This window comes from Streptomyces sp. SKN60, assembly GCF_026236535.1.
GTDB lineage: Bacteria > Actinomycetota > Actinomycetes > Streptomycetales > Streptomycetaceae > Streptomyces.
In genome coordinates this window covers 135,325-157,413 of sequence record NZ_JAHTMW010000011.1, presented here as the reverse complement: position 1 = coordinate 157,413, position 22,089 = coordinate 135,325, and the positions used below count along the sequence as shown (strand labels likewise).

The following is a 22,089-nucleotide window of genomic DNA, read 5'->3' as shown; positions in this document are numbered from 1 at the left end:
GTACCCCGAGCCCGTACACCGACCCCGTACACCGACCCCGTACACCGACCCCGTACACCGACCCCGTACGGTCCCGGGAACCGCGCTAGGCAGGCCTCGCGGCCTCCGTGACCGTGATCGCCTGCACCGGACAGGCGCGGGCGGCCTCGCGCACGAGCGGTCCGGGCTCGGCGGTCTCCCGGCCGGGGACGACGGTCCCGAAGCCGTCGTCGTCCTGGGTGAAGACGGCGGGGGAGACGAGGGCGCACTGGCCGGCGCCGATACAGACGTCCTTGTCGATGGTGATGCGCATCGAGCGGGCTCCTTTCACCAGGTGACGGGGAGTTCGAGCATCCCCTGGATGGTGTCCCCCGGCTTGAACGGGATCTCGTCCACCGGCGCGGCGAGCCGCAGCCCGGGCAGCCGGCGCAGCAGTGTGCCGAGCGCGATCTCCAGCTCCGCGCGGGCCAGGTTCTGGCCGAGGCACTGGTGGATGCCGTAGCCGAAGGCGAGGTGGTGGCGCGCCGAACGGTCCCAGTCGAGGGTGTCCGGATCGGCGTAGGCGGCGGTGTCGCGGTTGATGAGGGAGGTCGAGAAGACCACGCCCTCGCCGGCCCGGATCACCACCCTGCCGGCCCCGTCGACCCCGTCGGCACCCTCGGCACCCTCGGCGCCTTCGGTCCCTTCGACCTCGATGTCCTCGCGGGCGACCCGCAGCATCCCGTCCGCGATGGACAGGAAGCGCAGCAACTCCTCGACGGCGACGGGCAGCAGCGCCGGATCGGCGCGCAGTTCCGCGAGGCGCTCGGGATGCCGGAGCAGGGTGAAGACGCCGAGGGAGATCATGTTCGCCGTGGTCTCGTGCCCGGCGACGAGCAGCACCGTCGCCAGCTGGATCAGTTCGGCACGGTCGGGCGTGCCGTCCTGGCGCTGCCGGGCGACCAGGTCGTCGAGCACGCCCTCGCCCGGCTTGCGGAGCTTGCCGTCGACGAGCTCGCCGAGGTAGCCCTCCAGGAGGGCGAGGGCGTTCTCGGTGTCGGCGCCCGTCGGGCCGCGCAACAGCCGCCGGGACTGCTCCTCGAAGAAGTCGTGGTCCTCGTACGGCACTCCGAGCAGGTCGCAGATCACGATCGACGGCACCGGCAGCGCGAACGCGCTCACCAGCTCGGCTCGCGGACCCGCTGCCTCCATGGCGTCGATCAGCCGGTCGACGGTGGCCTGGATGCGCGGCCGCATCCCCTCGATCCGGCGCACGGCGAAGCTCGGGATCAGCATCCGCCGCTGGGTGTTGTGTTCGGGGTCGTCCCAGCCGAGCAGCGCGGCGCGCCGCCGCCTGCGCAGCACCGCCGTACGCTCGACCGAGATCGGGAAGTCCGGGCGCGTGGAGTCGGTGGACAGCCGCTGGTCGGCGAGCAGCGCGCGGGCGGCCCGGTGGCCGGAGACGAGCCACACCTCCCGGCCGTCCCAGAAGGTGACCCGGGACAACGGGCGTTCCTCGCGCAGCGGATCGTAGGCGGTGGGCGGGTGGTAGGGGCAGGTGCGGCTCTGGGGGAATGCCACGACTTCGGACATGGGGGGTCCTCGCAGACGGAGGTCGTCGGGGTCTTGGTCCTCCCACTACATGCCTCGGGCATCTATTCGGTCTACGCGGAGTTCGGCCAAACCACCGGAACGGGTGGGTCCACCCGGGGCACCCGTCGCCCGAGCGGAAATGCGTTTCCCCGCGCCCCCGCCCGCTCTAGGCTCCTGCCCATGTCACACCCTTCGCAGCAGCCCCAGCCCCAGCTTCAGTCCCAGCCCCAGCCCGTGCGCCTGCACGTCCACATCGCCACGCAGCCGGGCCGCGGCCGCGACCAGATCGAGGCCTACGAGCGCCTCGCCCCGCTCGTACGGGCGGAGGACGGCTGTCTGCAGTACGACCTCCACCAGGTGGTCGGCGACGCCGACCGCTTCGTGCTGGTCGAGCACTGGGCCTCGCGGGAGGCCCTGGCGGCGCACGACCGCGCCCCGCACATGGTCGCGGCCGCCGCGACCAACTCCGCCTTCCGGGCCGGGCCCGCCCAGGTCGTCGAGATCGCCGCCGAGCCCCTGGCCTGATCCCGTGCTGCCCGTGCTGCCCGTACCCACGGTCCTCTTCCCGGCCGACCCGCTGCGCCCCCACCGCCCCGACCCGCACTACGGGGCGGAGGCGCGGTGCGTCGCCGCCCTCGGGGGCGCGAGCGCCGTCGTCGACCACGACGTGCTGACGGCCGGCGGTGACGCGGCCGAGGCGGTACGGCGTGTGCCGGCCGGCCGCGGACCGGTCTGGTACCGCGGCTGGATGCTGCCCCCGGCGGCGTACGAGACGCTGGAATCCGCCCTGGCCGAGCGCGGGCGCACCTTGCTCACCCCGGCCGCCGCCTACGCCCGCGCCCACGAACTCCCGGGCTGGTACCCGTACTTCGCCGGGCACACCCCGCCCAGCGCGTGGCTCCCCGGCACCGGCATGCCGGACGGCGCGGCGCTCGCCGAAGCGGCGGAGCGGCTCGGCGGGTCGGGGCCCGCCGTCGTCAAGGACTACGTGAAGTCGCGCAAGCGCGAGTGGGCCGAGGCCTGTTACGTCCCCGACCTCGCCGACCGGGCCGGTCTGCGCCGGGTGGTCGGGCGGTTCGTCGAGCTGCAGGGCGAGTTCCTGGCCGGTGGGGTGGTGCTGCGGCGCTTCGAACGGTTCGTACGGGACGCGGACGGACGCGCCGAGGAGGCGCGGGTCTGGTGGGTGGACGGCGCGCCCGTCCTCGTCGGCCCGCACCCCGACACCCCGGACGTCCGGCCGGTTCCCGACCTTGCCGCCGTCCGTCCGCTGGTCCGCGCCCTCGGCTGCCGCTTCGTCACCACCGACCTGGCCCGGGCGGTCGGGGACGGCGAGGGGGACACCGACGACACCGACGGCGCGTGGCGGGTGGTGGAGGCCGGCGACGGTCAGGTCAGCGATCTGCCGCGGGGCGTGGACGCGTCCGGGCTCTTCGCGGCTCTGCTCGCCGCCCCGGAGACGCTCAGTGGGCGGCGGTCCTGAGGAGGGCGGCGATCCGGTCCTCCACTGCCGGGCCGAGCCCGGTCAGCGCGAAAGCGGTCGGCCACATCACGCCCTCGTCCAGCGTCGCCACGTCGTTGAAGCCAAGCGTGGCGTAGCGGGCCTTGAACTTCGACGCCGGCTGGAAGAAGCACAGCACCTTGCCGTCCTTGGCGTAGGCGGGCATCCCGTACCACAGGCGCGGGGCGAGCGCGGGCGCATGGGCCTTGACCAGCGCGTGGACCCGTTCGGCGAGGACGCGGTCCTCGTCCGGCAGCTCGGCGATCTTCGCCAGGACCTCGGCCTCCGCCTCCGCCGCCTTCTCCGCCCTGCTCGCGCGGGAGCCGCCGCGCGAGGCGGCCCGCAGCTCCTTCGCGCGCTCCTTCATCGCGGCGCGCTCCTCCTCGGTGAAGCCGTCGGCGGCGGTGTCGGTCCGCTTGGTGCGCCGGGCGGGCGTCGTGGCCTTCCGCTGTGCCTTCTTCGCGTCCGTCATGACTGCTCTTCTCCTCGGTGCGGCTGGTTCCCATCCTAGGAACGGGCCGCCCGCACCCGCTTCTCCGAAACTGACCGGCTCGTCAGGCGGGGCGGCGCTCGGCCGTGCCCAGGATGTGGGTCGCGGCGGGGGAGGGGATCCTGGTCTCGGGGAAGGAGAAGGTGTCGACCGAGGTGGGCTCGAACCCCGCCGCCTCGATCGCCGCCAGCGTGTCGCGCCCGGTGTGGCAGCCGCCCGCGAGCAGCGGCCAGACGGTGGCGTCGAGCACCCGCTGCACCCGGCGCATCCCGGGGGTCCCGGCGCGCACATGCTCGAAGAAGCGCAGCTGCCCGCCGGGCCGCAGGACGCGGTGCAGCTCGGCCAGGGCGGCGTGCGGATCCGCCACCGAGCACAGCGTCAGACACGCCACGCCCGCGTCGTACGAGGCGTCCGCCACCCCCGCCAGGTCCTCCGCGACCCCGGCCGCCACCTCCACCGGCACCGGGGCCGTACGGGCGGCCTCCTCGGCGAGGGCGCGCAGCCGCGGCTCCGGTTCGACGGCGAGGACCCGGCGTACGCCGGGCGGGTAGTGGGCGAAGTTGAGACCGTTGCCGGCGCCGATCTCCACAACCTCGCCCGTGAGCCCGGCGAGGAGCCGCCGGCGGTGCTCGGTGACCCCGGCCTTGTCGAGGGCGGGACCGGCGACCCCGGCGTAGAAACGGGCGAACAGCGGGTGCGGACGGTCGGGCGCTCGGGCCGGTCCGGACATGGTCACCCTCCTCTGCCGTCACCCCACGATAGTCCCGCCGGGCGCGTCCGGGCCCGTGTGCCGGGCCGCGTCGGCCCACCACGCGCCCGCCCCTCGCGCGCCCCGCGTCCCGGTAGGTTCGCGGGCATGACCTCTGCCGACTGGCGCACGGACCGCATCGGGGCGGCCCTGCGCGGCGAGAATCCGACGGTGCTACGGCGCCTGGACGCGGGCTTCGCCGTGATCGGCGACGTCCAGTTCCTGCCCGGTTACTCGGTCCTGCTCACCGACGCACCCGACGCCCAGCGCCTCTCCGACCTGCCGAGAGCCAGGCGACTGGCCTTCCTGTCCGACCTCGACCGCCTGGCCGAAGCGGTCGAGCGGGCCTGCCGCCGCCGCGACCCCGCGTTCCGCCGGGTCAACCTGGAGATCCTGGGCAACCGCGACCCGTTCCTGCACGCCCACGTCTGGCCGCGGTACGCGTGGGAGCCCGCCGAGCTCGTCCACGTACCCGTGTGGCTCTATCCGCGCGACCACTGGACCGCCGAACGGCATCGGCTCGGCCCTGAACATGCCACGCTGCGGGAGCAGATCGGGCGCGAGCTCGACCGGTCGGCCGCGCCGGACCGACGGGGGAGGGTGGCAGGGGAGGGCTGGAACATGCCCGCCAAGTCCCGTGAGTGACCCGGGTGTTGACGGTTGGTCTGGACCAATCTACGGTCGTGGGGACCGTACCTCATGCCCAGGCCCTTCCCCCCACATCCCAGGGAGCACGCATGTCAGGCCACCGGATCGTCCATGCCGTCGGAGCGGGACTCGCCACCCTGCTCGCCGCCGTCACCGCGCTCGCGGCCCCCGCCGCGGCCGAGAGCGCCGCACCCACCAGGACCACCGCCGGCACCGCCGCCGCGGAGACCTGCGCACTGAAGCCCAAGCCCACCGGAAAGGTGCTCCAGGGCTACTGGGAGAACTGGGACGGCGCCGCCAACGGCGTCCACCCGCCCTTCGGCTGGGCGCCCATCGACGACCCCCGCTTCGCCGCGCACGGCTACAACGTCATCAACGCCGCCTTCCCGGTGATCCGTTCCGACGGCACGGTGCTCTGGGAGAACGGCATGGACAGCACCGTCAAGGTGCCGACCCCCGCCGAGATGTGCCGCGCGAAGGCCGCCGGCGCGACCGTCCTCATGTCGATCGGCGGCGCCGCCGCGGGCATCGACCTCAGCTCGCGCGCCGTCGCCGACCGCTTCATCGAGACCATCGTGCCGATCCTGAAGGCGAACAACTTCGACGGCATCGACATCGACATCGAGACCGGCCTCGTCGGCAGCGGCAGCATCGGCACCCTCTCCGCCTCGCAGGCCAACCTGATCCACATCATCGACGGCGTGCTCGCCCGGATGCCCGCCGGCTTCGGCCTCACCATGGCCCCCGAGACGGCGTACGTCACCGGCGGCAGCATCGTCTACGGCTCGATCTGGGGCGCCTACCTCCCGATCGTGAAGAAGTACGCCGACAACGGGCGCCTGTGGTGGCTCAACATGCAGTACTACAACGGCAGCATGTACGGCTGCGCCGGCGACTCCTACTCGGCCGGCACCGTCGCCGGATTCGTCGCCCAGACCGACTGCCTCGACCGCGGCCTGGTCATCCAGGGCACCACCATCCGCGTCCCGTACGACAAGCAGGTCCCCGGACTCCCCGCCCAGCCCGGCGCAGGCGGCGGCTACATGACCACCTCCCAGGTCGCCCAGGCCTGGAACCACTACTCCGGCAAGCTGAAGGGCCTGATGACCTGGTCCGCCAACTGGGACGGCTCGAAGAACTGGACCTTCGGCGACAACGTCAAGTCCCTCCAGTCCCGCTGACCTTTACCGCCGACGTTTCCACCGACCGTCACGTAACCTCCGTGAGCATGACACGCTCCTGGACCCTGCCGACCCTGTTCCTGCTCGCCGGCCTGCTCGTGGCCACGCCGGTGCTGCTCCGGGGAAGTCTCGTCGAGGGCTGTGTCCTCCTCGTGGTGTTCCTCGTGCTCGCCGTGGCGCACTCGCCGCTGGTGTTCCCGCGGCCGCTGCGGGCCGAGGAGGCGCGGCGGCGCGGCGCCGAGGACGGGTGGCCGATCGTGTACTGGCGCCCGGGGTGCAAATACTGCATCCGGCTGCGGTTCGGCCTCGGGCGGGACGCGCGGCGGGTGCACTGGGTCGACATCTGGCGCGACCCCGAGGCCGCGGCGGACGTGCGGGCGGTCAACGACGGCAACGAGACCGTGCCCACGGTCTTCGTCGACGGCCGCCCCCACGTCAACCCCGGCCCCGCCTGGGTGCGCGAGCGACTGGCCCGCCGCGCCTGACGCCGCGGGCCGGCCGCCCTCAGGGCCTACAGGCCGCTGGTGTTCGACTTCGCCGTGATCTCGTACGAGAGGGTGAGCGTGCGCCGCCCGCCCGGCGGCAGCGCCGCGTCCCAGCGGACGATGCCGTCCGCGTCGACCTCGTCCGGCACCGGCGAACACGCCTCCTTGCGGACCCGCACCTGCACCGCCGACACCTCCGGCACCGGTATCCGCTCGCGCACCGTCACCAGCCGATCGCCCTCCTCGCCGGGCGCGGACAGCCGGGAGAGATGCACCCGCACCGTTCGGGAGACCACGGTCCGCTGGGAGAGCGCGGTGGTGTCCCGGGTCTCCTCGACCCGCCGCACCACCCGGTAGTCGTCCTGGCTGCCGAAGGCCAGCTCTGCCGGCGCGCCGGGCGCCGTGAAGTCGAGCGTGCCCCGGCCGCTGAAACCGCTCGCCCGGACCAGGTCGACCGGCCCGGTGAGCAGGGCGTGCCCCGACCGGTTGTCGAACCGCACCAGCTGCGTGACCAGTGGCGACAGCTCCGGTGAGCACGCGTACTCGGCCACCGCCGGCGTCGTGAACGAGCTCAGCGGTACGCGATGGGCGCGCCCGTCCGAGGGGACGCCCACCGGCGCCGGCGCGGACAGCACCCGCGTCTCGCCGCCGTCGTCGACGCCCGGGAGCCCGACCACCGGCAGGGGACCGAGGGCCGAGATCGTCTCCTCGCGCATCTCCAGATCGATCGTGCGCCGCTCGGCCGCCGAGCGGTCGACCAGCGTCAGCCGGTCCTCGACCAGCTTCGGCGGCTCGGTCGCCTGCGCCGACCTCGCCGTGGACAGGGTCAGCCGGACGTCGGCCCAGTCCTCGCCGGTGCGCTGCCACACCACGGCCTCGCTCTCCAGCGTCAGCGACTCCCCGTCGAGGACGGCCCGGTAGGCCGGCCGCCACAGCGCACAGGGCGTCAGATGCGTGACCCGCAGCAGGGCCGGGCCCGCCGCCGCGGCCCGTACCGTCAGCTCGACATGGCCGACGAGCTCGGCCGGCTCCTCCTCCGCCTGGTACATCGCCTCCGTGGCCGCGGCCAGCTCCTCGCCGACCCGGGTCAGCTCCGCGCCGACGGTGCCGAGGCGCTCCGCGTACGCGTCGCGTTCGGCGTCGATCCGGTCCAGTTCGCGGGTCCAGCGCGCGGGGTCGGTCTCCCCGTACCCCGTGCCCTCGCCGATCTCGCGCAGCAGGTCGGCGGCGAGCCCGCCGAGCAGGTCGAGCCGGGTCGCGAGCCGGTCCCGCCGCTGTTCGAGCGCCGTCTGCTCGGTGGTGAGGGCGTGGACGCGCCGGCGCAGCGCGGAGTCGTCGGCGGAGGGGCGCGGCCCGCGCGGCGTCCACTCCCGGACGATCCGCACGTCCAGGACGTCGAGCGCACCCTCTGGCCCTTCGGCCTGTTCGGCCTGTTCGGGCGTCAGCTCGGCGTGCAGGGTGCGGTCGACGGCCAGCGCGCTGACCGGTCCGAGCCGCAGCCGCCGCACCCCCGCTTCGAGCGTGAGCCGGGCGGTGCGCTCGACGTGGGCGCGGTCCTCCAGGCAGGTGACGGCGGTGACGGGGAGGGCGATCGGCGGCGCGTCCGCGGACGCCGGGTCCGGTGTGTTCGGCACGGGCGTGTGCGGGGTCGTGGTCATGTCTGTCAGCTCCTCCGGTCGCCGCCGGCGAGGGTCTTGCCGGCCGGGATGCGGATCTCGTAGCCGCCGTCGAGGGCGGTGGTGGCACCGGCGGGCAGGTCGACCCGCCACAGGCGGGTGCCGGGGGCGAGCGTCTCCGGCTCGGGGCCGGCCCCGGAGACCCCGTCCCCGGGGCGCGCGGGCTCGGTCCAGTCGGCCCGCTCCTGGATCTTCACGTCCGCCTCGGAGCTGACCGGCACCCGCTCCTGGACCTCGACGGTGACCGGCCGGGCCAGTGTGTTGGCCAGCTCGACGCGCACCCGGTGGTCGAGCACCATCGTGCCGCCGCGCAGACCGGCGGTCGACTCGTGCAGCTGGGTGCGCCGGGTCACCCGGATCCCGTCGGCCGGGCCGAGGCCCACGCGCCGTTCGCCGCCGGGCGCGAGCGTGGGCAGGGCCGCCGTCACCATCAGTCCGTCGCCGCCCGCCACCTCCATCCCGCCGGCGAGCAGGGCCTGTCCGCTGGTGTTGGAGAGGACCAGCGTCGCGTACACGGTCTGCTCGACGGACGGGACGCACAGGTACTCCGTGCGCAGACCGACCGTGATCTCCCCGACGGTGACGGTGTGCCAGGTGCCGTCGGACGGGATGTCCGCGCGGGCCGCCGCGTCGTAGCGGTGGTCGAAGGAACCGGCCGAGGCGCGCGGCCGCGCGGCGTGCCCGGGCAGCGGCAGCGACGCGACCCTCTCGGCCCGCTGCCGGTACTCGGCGGCCACCGGATCGGCCGCCGCCGTCCCCGGGAACAGGCGCCCCCGGCGGGCCGCCGGCGCGTCGGGGCCGCTCAGCACCAGCGCCGCGTAGTCGAGTTCGGCACCGCTGGGCCGTGGCGGTCCGGTCACGGGCTCGGCCACCTGCGCCGCCGCGACGGGCGCGGGCGCAGGGGCCGCCGGGGCGGGCATCCCGCGCGTCGGCGGGGGCGCACCGTACGCGCCACCGTACGGGCTGCCGCCGTACGCCGCGCGGGGCGCGGCACCGGGCGCCTGCGGACCGCCCGGCGCCGGAGGCGGCGGCGGTGGCATCACGGCGGCAGGCGGTGGTACGGGCGGGGTGGCCGCGACCGCGCCCGCGACCGCGGGCCGGGCGCCGAACCCGGCCCCGCCCCCGGCCGCGACCGGACGGCCGAACAGGCCGCCGGAGGCCGGTCGCGGGCCCGTCGCGTCGTATCCGGAGAACAGATCGCCGAGCCCGGCCGGCGGCTCACGCCACCCCGCCGGCGCCGGCGTGGGCCGGCTGCGCCCGATGCGGATCGAGGCGAGCCGGGGCAGATCGCTGCGACGGCGCAGATCGGCGGTCGCGAACGCGACCCGTACCCCCGTCCAGTCCTCCCCGGTGCGCTGCGCGACCGAGGCCCGCAGCACCAGCCGTCCGACGCCGTCGCCCTGCCGGGCGTCGAGCCGGTACGACGGCACCCACACGGCGCCCGGCACCCCGTACTCCACCGCCAGCTCGACCTCCCGGCCGACCGGGCCGTCGAGGGTGAGGACGGCGCTCACCGTGGTGTCCACGTGCGCGTCCGGACGGGCGTCGGAGGCGCGCGCCATCCGCTCCTCCAGGACCTCCGCCTGATGGTCGAGGTCCAGGGCCTCCTCCTCCAACTCGGTGAGCCGGGCGTGCAGGCGGGCGAGCCGCCCGTCCACGAACTCCGTGAGGTCCAGCCACGCCTCGACCGGCGCCGGCCGGTGCGGCCGCGGATCGTCCCGCCGGCGCGGCGGCGCGACCGGACGCAGCGCCGCGACCTCCTGGATCAGGGCCGACTGGCGGTCCCGGCGCGCACGCACGAGCGCCCGCGCCTCGCGCAGCCGCTCCACCTCGCGGCGCAGCGCGTCCCCGCCGCCGTCCGCGACCGGCTCGGCCGCCACCTCGACGCGCGCCTCGGTGACCCGCACGCCCGAGCCGCCCACCACCCGCACCCGCAGCGAGGCCGGGTCCGCCACCCGGGGCAGCCCCGTCACCCGCACCCGGCCCCCGGCCGGGACCGCGCCCCGCGCCAGCCGGGTGCACAACGCCCCCTGCGCGTACACCACCACACCGTCGAGCACCGACGCCCAGTCGTGCTCCGTCCCCAGTGCCATGCCCTGCCCCCGAACGCCGTTCCAACCCTGCGCCGAAGCGTACGCGCCCCCACTGACAGCCGGACCGGACAGCCGGGCGTCGACCTCGACGGGCCGCGCGCGGCCGTCCTCACGTCAGCTCAGCGGGGTGACGGGCTCAGAACGCGAGTCCCACGTGCGCCAACGCCTGCCGCAGCAGCGCCCCGTGCCCACCCGGCATCTCGCCCTGCACCGCCGCCGACGCCGCCTCCTGGGGGGTGAACCAGACCAGGTCCAGGGCGTCCTGGCGCGGCCGGCAGTCGCCCGTCACCGGGACGACGTAGGCGAGCGAGACCGCGTGCTGGCGCGGGTCGTGGAAGGGGGTGATGCCGGCCGTGGGGAAGTACTCGGCGACCGTGAACGGCTGCAGGGACGACGGGATCCGGGGCAGGGCCACCGGGCCGAGGTCCTTCTCCAGGTGCCGCAGCAGCGCGTCGCGGATCCGCTCGTGGTGCATGACACGGCCGGAGACCAGCGTGCGGCTGATCGTGCCGTCCGCGCCGATCCTCAGGAGCAGGCCGATGCTGGTGACTTCGCCGCTGTCGTCCACGCGCACGGGCACGGCCTCGACGTACAGGATCGGCATGCTGCCCCGGGCGGTGTTCAGCTCGTCCGCAGACAGCCAGCCAGGCGTGGTTTCGGTCATGTCAGACATCGCTTGATCATACTTTCCCGGCCGCGCCGCGTCTCGGGAAACACGCCTGCCGGGCGGGTGGATGCCATCGATTCCCCCACGTCACTCGCGCCACACCCGTGCGACATAGGATCGAGGCCCGGCCGTGTGGCCGGTGACCAGCCGGGCCCGTCGGGGGCGCGGTGCGAAACGGGGGAGTACGGGGATGGGACGGCGCTGGGTCAAGGTGCTGCTGATCGTGTTCGTCATACTCGCGGGGCTGTTCGTCGCGGTGGACCGGATCGCCGTGCACTACGCGGAGAAGGAGGCCGTCGCCCTCGCGCAGGAGAAGTACGGCTACAGCAACTCGACGAACAGCTCCGTCGACCTGTCGATCCACGGCTTCCCGTTCCTCACCCAGGCCGCCTCCCTCGAGTTCGACCACGTCACCCTGACCGCGGGCGACTTCTCGGTCAACACCACCACGAACGCCCAGGGCGACCACCTCACCATCCGCCGGCTCGAACTGGACCTGCACGACCTGTCCGCCGGCTCGATCTCCTCCCGCCGCGTCGACGCGAACCTGGTCACCGGCCGCGTGACGATCGGTTACGACGCCCTGTCCGGCGTCCTGTCCCGGCTGACCGACCAGGGCGGCGCCCTCACCGTCAAGCAGGACCCCACCGCCTCCTCCGGCGGGAACACCGCCACCGAGGCGCCGCTGCGCGTGACGGGCACCAAGGACGGGCGGACGACGGAGACCGCGGCGAGCATCTCGGTGGCCGCCGACGAGTTCGAGCTCCGCGTCCCGCAGCTCGCCCCCCAGCCGTACACCTGGCGCATCCCGCTCCCGCAGAACATCAACATCACCGCCGTCCGCTCCACCGCGGACGGCGTCGAGTTCGAACTGACCGGCCACCAGGTCGTCCTCGGCGGATGACCCGCACCAAGGGCCGGACACCCGCCCGGGGCCGGGGGCGGGGCCGGGGCCTCGCCGTCGCCGCCGTGCTGGCGGGGGCGCTCCTCGCCTGCCACCGGGTGGTCCCGAACACCCCGGGACGCCTGGGCAGCCTGCTCGAAGCCTTCCTGCCGTGGCTCGGCCTGGTGATCGTGGCGCTGTTCGCCTGGGCCCTGCTGCGCCGATCCGTGCCCGCCCTGGTCGCCCTGCTGCTTCCGGTGGCGGCCTGGACGTACCTCTTCGCCGGGCTGTGGCTGCCCGCGCCGGACGCCCGGCCGGGCGACCTGACCGTGGTGCAGCACAACGTCAGCGACGAGAACGCCGACCCGGCCGGCACGGCCCGGGCCCTGGCCGCCGCACAGCCCGACCTCATCGCCCTTGAGGAGCTGCTGCCGGCGGCCCTGCCCGCCTACGAGCAGGCCCTGGCCGCCGCGTACCCGTACCACGCCGTCCAGGGCACCGTCGGCCTGTGGTCGAGGCATCCGCTGACCGGGGTCCGGCCGGTGGACATCAAACCCCGGGAGATCACCGAGGGATGGAGCCGCGGACTGCGGGCCGAGGTGCGCACGCCGCACGGCGTCGTCGCCGCGTACGTGGCCCACCTCCCCTCCGTACGGATCGGGGTACGCGGCTTCGCCTCCGCCTGGCGCGACGAGAGCGCCCGGCTCCTGGGCCGGGCGATCGCGGACGAGGAGCAGCGCGCGGTCGTCCTGCTCGGCGACCTCAACGGCACCGTCGACGACCGCGGCCTCGCCCCGCTCACCTCCCGCCTCAACGTGCCGGAACGGGGCTTCGCCCTCAGCTTCCCCGCCGCCTTCCCGGTGGCGCGGATCGACCAGGTCATGGCCCGCGCCGGCACCGTCGGGCACGTGCGCACCCTGCCCGCCACCGGCAGCGACCACCTGCCCGTCGCCGCCCGCATCAGCTGGGCGTGAGCAGACCGCCGCGGGCGATGACATCCGCGTACCAGCGGGCACTGTCCTTCAACGTGCGCCGCTGCGTGGCGAAGTCGACGTGCACGATCCCGAACCGCTTGCTGTATCCGTACGCCCACTCGAAGTTGTCGAGCAGCGACCACAGGAAGTAGCCGCGCACATCGACCCCGTCCGCCAACGCCCGGTGCACGGCGCCCAGATGGGCGTGCAGATACGCCACCCGCTCGGGGTCCTTCACCTGGCCGGACGGGTCGGCGTAGTCGTCGTACGCGGCGCCGTTCTCCGTGACGAGCAGCGGCACTCCCGGCAGTTCGTCCCGCAGCCGTACGAGCAGTTCGTACAGTCCGTCCGCGTCGACCGGCCAGTCCATGGCCGTCCGCGGCCCGGCCACCGGCACGAACCGCACATGCCGCTCCGCGCCCGCCCACGGCGACGGCTCCCCGGAGTCGTCGGCAGCACCGGGACCGGCGGCGGCGACCTCGGTGGGGGAGTAGTAGTTGATGCCGAGCGAGTCGATCGGCGCGGCCGCCGTCGCGAGATCCCCGTCCCGCACGAAGGACCAGTCGGTCACCGCTGCGGTGTCCTCGACCAGGTCCTTCGGCAGACGCCCGTGGAACACCGGGTCGAGGAAGATCCGGTTGCCGACCGCGTCGATCCGGCGAGCCGCGTCACGGTCGCGCGGAACGTCCGAAGACGCGCGCACCGCATGCAGGTTGAGGGTGAGCGACACCTCGGCGGCCGTGGCCGTCGGCAGGGCGGCGCGCAGCGCGCCGACCGCCAGGCCGTGTGCCAGGTTGAGGTGGTGGGCGGCGCGCATGGCGGCGACATCGCTCGTACGGCCCGGGGCGTGCACCCCGCTGCCGTACCCCAGGAACGCGGCGCACCAGGGCTCGTTGAGCGTCGTCCAGGTCGCCACCCGGTCGCCGAGCGCCTCGGCCGCGAGGCCCGCGTACTCGGCGAAGCGGTACGCGGTCTCCCGCTGCGGCCAGCCGCCCGCGTCCTCCAACTCCTGTGGCAGGTCCCAGTGGTAGAGGGTGGCCACCGGCCGGATCCCCGCCTCGCGCAGCTCGTCGGCGAGCCGCCGGTAGAAGTCCAGGCCCTTCTGGACGGCCGGACCCCGGCCCGTCGGCTGCACGCGCGGCCAGGCGATCGAGAAGCGGTAGTCCGTCACGCCGAGCCGGCGAAGGAGCGCGATGTCCTCGGCCGTCCGGTGGTAGTGGTCGGCGGCGATGTCGCCGGTGTCGCCGTTGCGGACCCGGCCCGGCGTGCGGCTGAAGGTGTCCCAGATGGACGGCGTACGGCCGTCCTCACGGGCGGCTCCCTCGATCTGGTAGGCGGCGGTGGCGGTGCCCCAGCGGAACCCGGGCGGGAAGCGGAGCGGCATGGTCATGAGGACACGACTCCCGGAGAGAGAAGAGAAGGCCGATGTGATACGGAAGAGAGAGGGGGGCGCGGGCGGGCGTCGCGCGCGGGTCAGCCCTTGACCGCGCCCTGCATGATCCCGCCGACGATCTGCCGGCCGAGCAGGCCGAAGACGAGCAGTACGGGCAGGGTGCCGAGCAGCGTGCCCGCCATGATCACGGACTGGTCGTTCACGTAACCGCCGCCGAGCTGCCGCAGCGCGACCTGCACGGTCGGCTCCGAGGAGGAGAGGGCGACGACCGGCCAGAAGAAGTCGTTCCAGGCCGTCATGAAGGTGAGCAGGCCGAGCACGGCCATGCCGGGCCGGGCGATCGGGATCACGATCGACCAGAAGATCCGGCCGGTGGAGGCGCCGTCGACCCGGGCCGCCTCGATCAGTTCGTCCGGCAGCGACTGCACGAGGTACTGGCGCATGAAGAACACGCCGAACGCGGACACAAGGCCGGGCAGGATGACGGCCTGGAGCTGGTTCACCCACTGCAGCTTCGCGATCAGCATGAAGAGCGGGATCACGCCGAGCTGCGGCGGGATCATCATGGTGCCGACGGTGACCGCGAGCAGCGCGCCCCGGCCGCGGAAGCGCAGCTTGGCGAAGGCGAACCCGGCGAGGGTGCAGCACAGCACCGTGCCCAGGGTGATCGACCCGGACACGATCAGGGAGTTGAGGAGCGCCTTGCCGATGTCGGCCTCCTCCGCCACCGCCTGGATGTTGCGGGCCAGGTTCGGGCCGGGCAGCAGCGCCGGCGGCACCTTCGCCAGGTCGGCGTTGGAGCGGCTGGCCGCCACCAGCGTCCAGTAGAACGGGAACGCCGAGACGAGGACCGCGAGGCTCAGGACCACGTACGCCAGCTTCCCGCCGCGCAGGGTCCGGCCGGCGCCCGAGCGGCGCGGGCCACGCCGGGCGGCGCGGTCGGGGGCGGGCTCCCGGACGGGCGGGGGCGGTGCGGCGAGCGCGGTCATCGGCCGGCCTCCTTGCGCGAACGGCGCCGTACGATCAGGGCGTTGGCCCCGACCACCAGCAGGATCAGCAGGAACATCACCCAGGCGATCGCCGCCGCCCGCCCCAGGTGGAAGAAGCCCCAGCCCTGCTCGTACAGATAGAGCCCGAGCGTCTGGTACTGGTGCGAGATGCCGCCCGACACCGAGCCCTCGAAGAGCAGCGGTTCGCCGAAGAGCTGGGTCGCGCCGATCGTCGACACGACGACCGTGAACACGATCGTGGGCCGGAGCCCGGGCAGCGTCACATGCCAGAACTGGCGCCATCGCGAGGCCCCGTCCATCTCCGCCGCCTCGTACAGCTCCCGGGGAATGGACTGCATGCCCGCCAGATAGATCAGCGCGTTGTAGCCGGTCCAGCGCCAGATCACGATCGTGGAGACCGCGACCTGGGAGGCCACCGTGCCGGTCTGCCAGTCCACCGGATCGATCCCGACGAGCCCGAGCGCGACGTTGACCAGGCCGAAGTCACGGCCGAAGAGCTGCGCGAAGACGAGCGTCGCGGCGGCGACGGAGGTCGCGTACGGCAGCAGCATCGCCGTGCGGAAGAACGTCCGCCCGCGCAACCGGTAGTTGAGCAGATGGGCGAGACCCAGCGCCATCACCAGCTGGGGCACGGTGGACAGCACCCCGATGGTGAACGTGTTGCGCAGCGCCGTCCAGAAGTAGGTGTCGCCCAGCAGCGCGGTGTAGTTGCCGAGCCCGCGCCACTCCATCTCGCCGGGCGTCTGCAGCTCCACCCGGTACAGCGACACGAAGGCCGTGTAGAGCAGCGGGAAGAGCCCGAAGGCGGCGAAGAGGGTGAAGAAGGGCGCGAGGTACGCGTACGGGGAGGCCTTCCGCCAGGCGCGCCGCAGCGCGGGCGGAGGGCTCGCCGCCCTCGGTCCGGTGGTCGTCGGTGCGGTCAGGGTCACGGTGCGGCCCTTCGGGGGAGGGGTGACGGGCGGGAGGGGCGGGGCCCCCGCCCGGGGGAGGGCGGGCGGGGGCCGGAGCCGGAGCCGGGGGCGCCGGACGGGGGAGGGGGAGCGGACGGGAGAGCGGACGCGGCTCAGCCGATGGTGTTCTCGACGCCCTTCCTGGCGTTCGCCCAGGCGGCCTCGGGGTCCGTGCCCTTGCGCTCGACCTCGCCGAGGGCGTTGGTGATCTGCTGGGCCACGTTCTGGTCGTGCACGCCGAGCACCTGCACGGGGGCGGCCTTCGCCGCGTCGCCGAAGATGCTGCCGATGGGCGCGCCGGAGAAGTACGGGTCGGTCGCGCCGGCGATCTGGGCGATCGCGGCGGTGGCGGAGGGGAAGCTGCCCTGCTTCTGGAACAGCCGGGCCTGCTGGGCGGGTGCCGTGAGCCAGGCGATCAGCTCGTAGGCCTCCTTCTTGTGCTTCGCGGCGCGCGGCACGGTGAGGTAGGAGCCGCCCCAGTTGCCGGCGCCGCCGGGCAGCTTCGCGATGTCCCACTTGCCCTTGCCCGCGTCACCGGCCTGGCCCTTGATGTAGCCGAGCATCCAGGCGGGGCAGGGGAGGGTGGCGAAGGAGCCGGCGGTGAAGGCCTGGTTCCACTGCGGCGACCACTGGTCCAGCTTGGCGCTGAGCCCGTCGTGGGCCGCCGTCACGGAGGTGTCCCAGGCGGTCTTCAGGGCCGGGTTGGTGTCCCAGATCAGCTTGCCGGAGGCGTCGTAGTAGCGCTCCTTCTGCTGGCCGATCATCACCGAGTAGAGGCTGCCGACGCTGTCCAGCCAGGCACTCTTCGCCGGGGCCTTCGCCTTGTACTGCCGGCCGAGGTCGAGATAGCCGTCCCAGGTGGACCACTTGCGCGCCAGTTCCTCGCGGTCGGTGGGCAGGCCGGCCGCGGCGAGGAGGTCGCTGCGGTAGCACATCGCCTCCGGGCCGACGTCCGTGCCCAGGCCGAGCACCTCGCCGTTCTTCCCGGTGGCGGCCGCCCACTTGGCCTCCGGGAACTGGCTCTTGAGCTTGTCCGCGCCGTGCTTGCGCAGGTCCTCGAAGCGGTCGGCCTGCTGCTGGGCGACGGAGGCGATCCGCCCCACCTCGACGGCCTGGACGTCGGCGAGACCGCCGCCGCCGGCCAGCCGGGTCTGCAGGGACTTCCAGTAGTCGGCCTCGTCCTCGGTGTCCGTCTGCTTGATGGTCACACCGGGGTGCAGCTTCTCGTACTCGGCGTAGAGCCCGGCCTCCTGATAGCCGAAGGAACCGAACAGGTCCACGGTGAGCGTGACCTCGCCGCCCGCGCTGTCGGAGGCGCCGTCCGGCGAACCTCCGCAGGCGGCGAGCAGGACCCCGGCGAGCGCGACCGCCCCCAGGCGGAGGGCGGCCTTGCCGGCGGCTCCCGCGGTTCTTCCGGCGGCTCGGGCAGTGGGCATGGGAAGTCTCCCTTGGCTTCGGGACCGAACGAGAAAGCGTGATGACGAACGTGCGCCTGAGAGCGCTCTCAAGCTGCGAGGGGAGCGTGCCCGTGGCGGGCGCTTTCCGTCAAGAGTCGAACGCGTAACGGCCCTGAAACCGCACGGACTTCAGATGTTGCGTCATGTATTGACACCACTGTTCGAGGCGCCCTACGTTTCGAGCCGTCTGAGAGCGCTCTCACCTGCCCTCACTCACCTGCCCTCACCCGCACGTCGCCACCCGCACGTCGCCACCCGCACGTCGTCACCCGCACGTCGTCACCCCACCTGCCGACCCGAGGTGTTTCCCCATGCGAGTCCCCCACCCGCGCTCCGGCGCCTCGCTCCTCCTGGCCACCACCCTGGCCGCCGCCCTCGCCGCATACGGCCTGGGTCCCGGTGCGGCCCCCGCGGCCGCCGCCACCGTCCCCGTGGGCGCCGGAAGCTACTCCGACACCCGCCCGGCCGGCGCCTCCGGCCCCACCACCAACACCGGCACCCCGGTCACCCCCAAGGTCACCGCGGCCGCCCAGGGCAAACCCGTCCCCACCAACGACTGGTGGTCCTCACTCGCCTTCCAGCGCTACGGGGACAACCCCTGGTCGACCCCCATGTACGGGCACCCGCTCACCTACCAGGCCACCGCCGGCGGCCTCGACATCGGCTACCCCACCAGCCCTGCGATCGTGGGCGACGGGCGCCAGTACGAGTTCGCCCACAAGCGCGACCTCACCGTCGGCCTCGCCGGGCTCAACGCCCCCGACACCAGGGCCGACGCCTGGTCCGACTGGACCGTCACCCCCTACTGGTCCGACGGCACCCGCACCCTGCGCACCACCATCGGCCACGGCAGCCCCTTCGTGTACGCCCAGGGCACCGGCGGCAACGCCCAGGTCACCACGGCCGGCACCCCCGCCGTCTTCGCCGACCAGGGCAACGTCCTCGGCATCACCGTCGCCGGCCACCACTACGCCCTGTTCGCACCCACCGGCAGCGACTGGACCGTCAGCGGCAGCACCATCAGCGCCGGACTCGGCGGCAGGAACTACTTCTCCGTCGCCGTCCTGCCCTCCACCGACGCGCTCGCCACCTACCGGAAGTACGCCTTCAGCTTCGTCACCGGCTCCCGCGTCGACTGGAGCGCCACCGGCGGCATCGTCCGCGCCACCTACACCCTCACCACCGAGGCCAAGGAGGGCACCGAACGCGGCACCCTCCAGGCCCTCTACCGCCACCAGTGGCTGCACACCACCGACGCCCTCACCCCGTACACGTACGTCTCCCCGCGCGGCACGATGAAGGTCCGGGAGGCCACCGCCTTCACCACCGTCCAGAAGGCCGCCCCCGTCCTGCCCTCGCTGCCCCGCACCGACGCCGTCGACACCGCCCGGCTGCGCGGCCATCTGAACGAGGTCGTCAACTCCGCCGACCCGCTCAACGGGGCCGTCGACACCTACTGGACCGGCAAGGCCCTCGGTCGGCTCGCCCAACTCGTGCCCGTCGCCGACCAGATCGGCGAGACCGCGACCCGTGACCGGCTCCTCGCCCTCCTCAAGGGCCGCCTGCAGGACTGGTTCACGGCCGGCGGCGCCAACGAGTTCGCGTACGACCAGAACTGGCGCACCCTGATCGGCTACCCCGCCTCGTACGGCAGCGACACCGAACTCAACGACCACCACTTCCATTACGGTTACTACGTCCTCGCCGCAGCGATCGTCGCCCAGTACGACCCGGGCTGGGCCGCCGACTCCGCCTGGGGCGGCATGGTCAAGACGCTGATCCGCGACACCGCCAACCCCAGCCGCACCGACGGCGCCTTCCCCTTCCTGCGCGGTTTCGACGTCTACGCCGGCCACAGCTGGGCCTCCGGACACCAGGGGTTCGCCGCCGGCAACAACCAGGAATCGTCCTCGGAGTCCACCAACCTCAGCGCCGCGCTCGTGCTGTGGGGCTCCGCCACCGGGGACACCACCCTGCGCGACCTCGGCAGCTATCTCCTCGCCACCGAGGGCGAGGCCGTCGCCCAGTACTGGTTCGACGCCGACCAGCAGGTCTTCCCCGGCTCCTTCGCCCACGACACCGTCGGCATGGTGTGGGGGAGCGGCGCCGCCTACTCCACCTGGTGGACCGCCAACCCCGAGGAGATCCACGGCATCAACGTCCTTCCGGTGACCGGCGGTTCGCTCCAGCTCGCCGCCCGCAAGGACGCCGTCCGCCGCAACATCGCCGAGATGGAACGCGAGAACGGCGGCCCCGCCGTCGAATGGCGCGACATCCTCTGGGAGTTCCAGTCGCTCGCCGACCCCGCGACCGCCCGCGCCAAGTGGGACGCCGGCAACGCCGCGTACACCCCGGAGGCGGGCGAGTCCAAGGCCCACACCTACCACTGGATCACCACCCTCGACGCCCTCGGCGCCCCCGACCCGTCGGTCACCGGCGATCTGCCGACCTCCGCCGTCTTCACCAAGAACGGCGTCCGCACCTACGCCGCCCACAACCACGGCGCCACGGCCCGCACCGTCACCTTCTCCGACGGCAAGACCCTCACCGTCCCCGCCCGGTCCACCGCCACCGGAACCGGCACCGGCGGTACCGACCCCGACCCCGACCCCGACCCGCAGCCGTCCACCGGCAACACCTTCCGCCCGCGCTCCGGCGGCACCCTCACCACCGCCACCGACGGCACGCCCGGCAGCGACACCATCCCCTCGGCCGGCGGCACCAACCACGACGGCACCCCCTACCGCCCGCTCGTCTACGAGGCCCGCGGCGTCAACGGCACGCTCAGGGCGGGCGGTTCGACCGCCTTCCGGCTCCCGGTGGACGCCGGCACCGCCGTCGGCCTCGGCCAGCAGGTCCGGATCAGCTACGACCTCACCGGCGACGGCACCTTCGAACGCACCGAGACCTACCACTACTTCGCCACCGACCCGGTGACCGGCTGGGAGGAGTACAACCAGAACCGCGGCCTGCAGACCGCCACCGGCACCCTCGGCAACCTGACCGGCGGCACCGTACGCCTGGAGGTCTGGAGCGCCATCGGCAACGCCGACTCCCGGCTGCGGACCGGCGCGGCGGACTCCGTCCTCGTCATCCCGTACGACTGAGACGGGGCCTTCGGGCCCTGTGAGGAGGGCGGCGGCGTGGCCTCGGTGGCCGCGCCGCCGCCCTTCCGTCCCTGCGCGTCAGGCCGAGGCCCGCCGCACCAGACGCGTCTCCGTGATCACCGACGCCGTCGCCGCGTCCGCCGCCCCGTCGAGCAGCCGCATGAGCAGCCGGACCATCAACCGCCCCATGCCCTCGATGTCCTGACGGACCGTCGTCAGCGCGGGATCGGTCTCCCGCACCACCGACTCCATGTCGTCGAAACCGACCACCGCGATGTCCTCCGGCACCCGGACCCCGCGCTCGCGGAGCGTCCGCAGCGCGCCCGCCGCCATCAGGTCGTTCGACGCGAAGACGGCATCGACGTCCGGCCGCCGGTCGAGCAGCTCGGCCATCGCGCGCGCCCCGCTCTCCCGGGTGAAGTCGCCCTGGCACAGCAGCTCGGGGTCGGCGTCCACCAGCACGTCGTGATACCCGGCGATCCGGTCGAGCGCCGAGGTCTGGTCGCGCGGCCCCGCGAGATGCGCGATCCGCTGCCGTCCCAGCGACACCAGGTGCCGCACCGCGTCCCGCGCCCCGCCCCGGTTGTCGCAGTCGACATACGGCACGGCCGGCCCCGAGGCCGCCGGCCGGCCCCCGAACACCGCGGGGACGCGGCTGCGCGCGATCAGCGCCGGCAGCCGGTCGTCACTGTGCAGCGAGAACGCGAGCGCCCCGTCCACATGCCCGCCGTCCAGATAGCGCGCGATCCGCCCGTGGTCCCCGGGACCCTCCACCCACAGCAGCACCAGCTGGGTGTCACGGGCGGTCAGCTCCCGGCTGATGCCGCGCACCTGCTGCTCGAAGAAGGGATCGGAGAAGATCCGGAACTCCGGCTCGGCGATGATGACCGCGACCGCGCCCTGCCGCCGTGTCACCAGGGAACGCGCGGCCTGGTTCGGTACGTAGCCGAGCTCCTCGACCGCCTCGCGCACCCGGTCCACCAGCGGCTGCCGCACGCCCGCGCCGCCGTTGACGACCCGCGAGACCGTCGCACGGGACACCCCGGCCCGCGCCGCGACGGCCTCCAGGGTGGGGCGGGACGACTCCGTGGTCTCCTCGGGCAAGGCAGGCACTCCCCGTTCCTCCGTTCCGCACGGCCGGTCCGACGCCGATCAGGATAGACGCTGCACGGCAGGCTCTGAGAGCGCTCCCAGAATGCGGGGCGCGCACTCCGCGCGGCTACTCCGATCGGCTGGCGGCTGTGATGCCGGGCGGAGCGCAGGGAACGCCTGCAGAGG

General features: G+C 73.7%; 20 protein-coding genes. 8 read left to right on the top strand and 12 right to left on the bottom strand.

Going from position 1 to position 22,089, the window contains the following annotated elements; translation table 11 throughout:
- Window positions 1-85: 85 nt before the first annotated feature.
- Together KV205_RS20125 and KV205_RS20120 are read right to left on the bottom strand one after the other, a co-directional pair.
- Window positions 86-292 carry a ferredoxin gene (locus KV205_RS20125; RefSeq protein WP_265865832.1) on the bottom strand — a complete coding sequence of 69 codons (207 nt, stop codon included), beginning with the start codon at window positions 290-292 and terminating at the stop codon, window positions 86-88.
- Between the two features lie 14 nt (window positions 293-306).
- Complete coding sequence (locus KV205_RS20120) at window positions 307-1,551, bottom strand: cytochrome P450 (RefSeq protein ID WP_265865831.1); 1,245 nt, start codon at window positions 1,549-1,551, stop codon at window positions 307-309.
- A 180-nt stretch (window positions 1,552-1,731) separates the two neighbouring features.
- On the opposite strand from KV205_RS20120, the gene KV205_RS20115 reads away from it, so the two are divergent.
- Window positions 1,732-2,076, top strand: coding sequence for a putative quinol monooxygenase (locus tag KV205_RS20115; RefSeq protein ID WP_265865830.1), 345 nt, complete (start codon window positions 1,732-1,734; stop codon window positions 2,074-2,076).
- 4 nt (window positions 2,077-2,080) lie between these two features.
- Window positions 2,081-3,031 carry an ATP-grasp domain-containing protein gene (locus KV205_RS20110; protein WP_265865829.1) on the top strand — a complete coding sequence of 317 codons (951 nt, stop codon included), beginning with the start codon at window positions 2,081-2,083 and terminating at the stop codon, window positions 3,029-3,031.
- Here the strand turns inward: KV205_RS20110 and KV205_RS20105 are convergent.
- Window positions 3,012-3,521 carry an iron chaperone gene (locus KV205_RS20105; protein WP_265865828.1) on the bottom strand — a complete coding sequence of 170 codons (510 nt, stop codon included), beginning with the start codon at window positions 3,519-3,521 and terminating at the stop codon, window positions 3,012-3,014. The genes KV205_RS20110 and KV205_RS20105 overlap by 20 nt on opposite strands.
- Window positions 3,522-3,603: 82 nt before the next feature.
- The gene (locus KV205_RS20100; RefSeq protein ID WP_265865827.1) at window positions 3,604-4,269 is read right to left on the bottom strand and encodes a class I SAM-dependent methyltransferase; all 666 of its coding nucleotides are present in this window, start codon (window positions 4,267-4,269) and stop codon (window positions 3,604-3,606) included.
- A 126-nt stretch (window positions 4,270-4,395) separates the two neighbouring features.
- On the opposite strand from KV205_RS20100, the gene KV205_RS20095 reads away from it, so the two are divergent.
- The 3 genes from KV205_RS20095 to KV205_RS20085 all read left to right on the top strand — a co-directional run bounded on the left by KV205_RS20095 (window position 4,396) and on the right by KV205_RS20085 (window position 6,601).
- Window positions 4,396-4,932, top strand: coding sequence for a diadenosine tetraphosphate hydrolase (locus tag KV205_RS20095; RefSeq protein WP_265865826.1), 537 nt, complete (start codon window positions 4,396-4,398; stop codon window positions 4,930-4,932).
- A gap of 92 nt (window positions 4,933-5,024) precedes the next feature.
- Window positions 5,025-6,116: a chitinase gene (locus tag KV205_RS20090; protein WP_265865825.1), complete on the top strand. Its 1,092-nt coding sequence runs from the start codon at window positions 5,025-5,027 to the stop codon at window positions 6,114-6,116.
- A 47-nt stretch (window positions 6,117-6,163) separates the two neighbouring features.
- Window positions 6,164-6,601, top strand: a complete 438-nt coding sequence (locus KV205_RS20085) for a glutaredoxin domain-containing protein (protein WP_265865824.1) — start codon at window positions 6,164-6,166, stop codon at window positions 6,599-6,601.
- Between the two features lie 26 nt (window positions 6,602-6,627).
- Here KV205_RS20085 and KV205_RS20080 read toward each other — a convergent pair whose 3' ends face one another.
- The 3 genes from KV205_RS20080 to KV205_RS20070 all read right to left on the bottom strand — a co-directional run bounded on the left by KV205_RS20080 (window position 6,628) and on the right by KV205_RS20070 (window position 11,034).
- Window positions 6,628-8,259, bottom strand: coding sequence for a DUF4139 domain-containing protein (locus KV205_RS20080; protein WP_265865823.1), 1,632 nt, complete (start codon window positions 8,257-8,259; stop codon window positions 6,628-6,630).
- Between the two features lie 5 nt (window positions 8,260-8,264).
- The gene (locus tag KV205_RS20075) at window positions 8,265-10,370 is read right to left on the bottom strand and encodes a DUF4139 domain-containing protein (protein ID WP_265865822.1); all 2,106 of its coding nucleotides are present in this window, start codon (window positions 10,368-10,370) and stop codon (window positions 8,265-8,267) included.
- Between the two features lie 136 nt (window positions 10,371-10,506).
- Entirely contained in the window at window positions 10,507-11,034 is a 528-nt protein-coding gene (locus tag KV205_RS20070) for an NUDIX hydrolase family protein (RefSeq protein ID WP_265865962.1), read from the bottom strand.
- Window positions 11,035-11,227: 193 nt separating this feature from the next.
- On the opposite strand from KV205_RS20070, the gene KV205_RS20065 reads away from it, so the two are divergent.
- Both KV205_RS20065 and KV205_RS20060 read left to right on the top strand, forming a co-directional pair.
- A complete protein-coding gene (locus KV205_RS20065; RefSeq protein WP_265865821.1) occupies window positions 11,228-11,941 on the top strand; it encodes a DUF2993 domain-containing protein in 714 nt (237 codons plus the stop codon).
- Entirely contained in the window at window positions 11,938-12,894 is a 957-nt protein-coding gene (locus KV205_RS20060) for an endonuclease/exonuclease/phosphatase family protein (protein ID WP_265865820.1), read from the top strand. Before KV205_RS20065 ends, KV205_RS20060 begins: the two co-directional genes overlap by 4 nt.
- On the opposite strand, the gene KV205_RS20055 is transcribed toward KV205_RS20060, so the two are convergent.
- The 4 genes from KV205_RS20055 to KV205_RS20040 form a co-directional block, all read right to left on the bottom strand.
- Window positions 12,881-14,284 carry a GH1 family beta-glucosidase gene (locus KV205_RS20055; protein ID WP_265865819.1) on the bottom strand — a complete coding sequence of 468 codons (1,404 nt, stop codon included), beginning with the start codon at window positions 14,282-14,284 and terminating at the stop codon, window positions 12,881-12,883. The two genes, KV205_RS20060 and KV205_RS20055, sit on opposite strands and share 14 nt — an antisense overlap.
- 83 nt (window positions 14,285-14,367) lie before the next feature.
- The gene (locus KV205_RS20050; protein WP_265865818.1) at window positions 14,368-15,276 is read right to left on the bottom strand and encodes a carbohydrate ABC transporter permease; all 909 of its coding nucleotides are present in this window, start codon (window positions 15,274-15,276) and stop codon (window positions 14,368-14,370) included.
- Window positions 15,273-16,226, bottom strand: a complete 954-nt coding sequence (locus KV205_RS20045; RefSeq protein ID WP_265865817.1) for a carbohydrate ABC transporter permease — start codon at window positions 16,224-16,226, stop codon at window positions 15,273-15,275. The genes KV205_RS20050 and KV205_RS20045 overlap by 4 nt, the downstream gene beginning before the upstream one ends.
- Before the next feature lie 134 nt (window positions 16,227-16,360).
- Window positions 16,361-17,683, bottom strand: coding sequence for an extracellular solute-binding protein (locus tag KV205_RS20040; RefSeq protein WP_265865816.1), 1,323 nt, complete (start codon window positions 17,681-17,683; stop codon window positions 16,361-16,363).
- 332 nt (window positions 17,684-18,015) lie between these two features.
- On the opposite strand from KV205_RS20040, the gene KV205_RS20035 reads away from it, so the two are divergent.
- Window positions 18,016-20,811 carry a glycosyl hydrolase gene (locus tag KV205_RS20035; RefSeq protein ID WP_265865815.1) on the top strand — a complete coding sequence of 932 codons (2,796 nt, stop codon included), beginning with the start codon at window positions 18,016-18,018 and terminating at the stop codon, window positions 20,809-20,811.
- A gap of 78 nt (window positions 20,812-20,889) precedes the next feature.
- Here KV205_RS20035 and KV205_RS20030 read toward each other — a convergent pair whose 3' ends face one another.
- A complete protein-coding gene (locus KV205_RS20030) occupies window positions 20,890-21,915 on the bottom strand; it encodes a LacI family DNA-binding transcriptional regulator (protein ID WP_265865961.1) in 1,026 nt (341 codons plus the stop codon).
- Window positions 21,916-22,089: the final 174 nt, after the last annotated feature.

Excerpts from the sequence above, each read along its gene's own strand:
- KV205_RS20125 (WP_265865832.1), bottom strand. The coding sequence starts at position 292 with ATGCGCATCACCATCGACAAGGACGTCTGTATCGGCGCCGGCCAGTGC.
- KV205_RS20120 (WP_265865831.1), bottom strand. The coding sequence starts at position 1,551 with ATGTCCGAAGTCGTGGCATTCCCCCAGAGCCGCACCTGCCCCTACCAC.
- KV205_RS20115 (WP_265865830.1), top strand. The coding sequence starts at position 1,732 with ATGTCACACCCTTCGCAGCAGCCCCAGCCCCAGCTTCAGTCCCAGCCC.
- KV205_RS20105 (WP_265865828.1), bottom strand. The coding sequence starts at position 3,521 with ATGACGGACGCGAAGAAGGCACAGCGGAAGGCCACGACGCCCGCCCGG.
- KV205_RS20100 (WP_265865827.1), bottom strand. The coding sequence starts at position 4,269 with ATGTCCGGACCGGCCCGAGCGCCCGACCGTCCGCACCCGCTGTTCGCC.
- KV205_RS20095 (WP_265865826.1), top strand. The coding sequence starts at position 4,396 with ATGACCTCTGCCGACTGGCGCACGGACCGCATCGGGGCGGCCCTGCGC.
- KV205_RS20090 (WP_265865825.1), top strand. The coding sequence starts at position 5,025 with ATGTCAGGCCACCGGATCGTCCATGCCGTCGGAGCGGGACTCGCCACC.
- KV205_RS20085 (WP_265865824.1), top strand. The coding sequence starts at position 6,164 with ATGACACGCTCCTGGACCCTGCCGACCCTGTTCCTGCTCGCCGGCCTG.
- KV205_RS20080 (WP_265865823.1), bottom strand. The coding sequence starts at position 8,259 with ATGACCACGACCCCGCACACGCCCGTGCCGAACACACCGGACCCGGCG.
- KV205_RS20075 (WP_265865822.1), bottom strand. The coding sequence starts at position 10,370 with ATGGCACTGGGGACGGAGCACGACTGGGCGTCGGTGCTCGACGGTGTG.
- KV205_RS20070 (WP_265865962.1), bottom strand. The coding sequence starts at position 11,034 with ATGACCGAAACCACGCCTGGCTGGCTGTCTGCGGACGAGCTGAACACC.
- KV205_RS20065 (WP_265865821.1), top strand. The coding sequence starts at position 11,228 with ATGGGACGGCGCTGGGTCAAGGTGCTGCTGATCGTGTTCGTCATACTC.
- KV205_RS20060 (WP_265865820.1), top strand. The coding sequence starts at position 11,938 with ATGACCCGCACCAAGGGCCGGACACCCGCCCGGGGCCGGGGGCGGGGC.
- KV205_RS20055 (WP_265865819.1), bottom strand. The coding sequence starts at position 14,284 with ATGACCATGCCGCTCCGCTTCCCGCCCGGGTTCCGCTGGGGCACCGCC.
- KV205_RS20050 (WP_265865818.1), bottom strand. The coding sequence starts at position 15,276 with ATGACCGCGCTCGCCGCACCGCCCCCGCCCGTCCGGGAGCCCGCCCCC.
- KV205_RS20040 (WP_265865816.1), bottom strand. The coding sequence starts at position 17,683 with ATGCCCACTGCCCGAGCCGCCGGAAGAACCGCGGGAGCCGCCGGCAAG.
- KV205_RS20035 (WP_265865815.1), top strand. The coding sequence starts at position 18,016 with ATGCGAGTCCCCCACCCGCGCTCCGGCGCCTCGCTCCTCCTGGCCACC.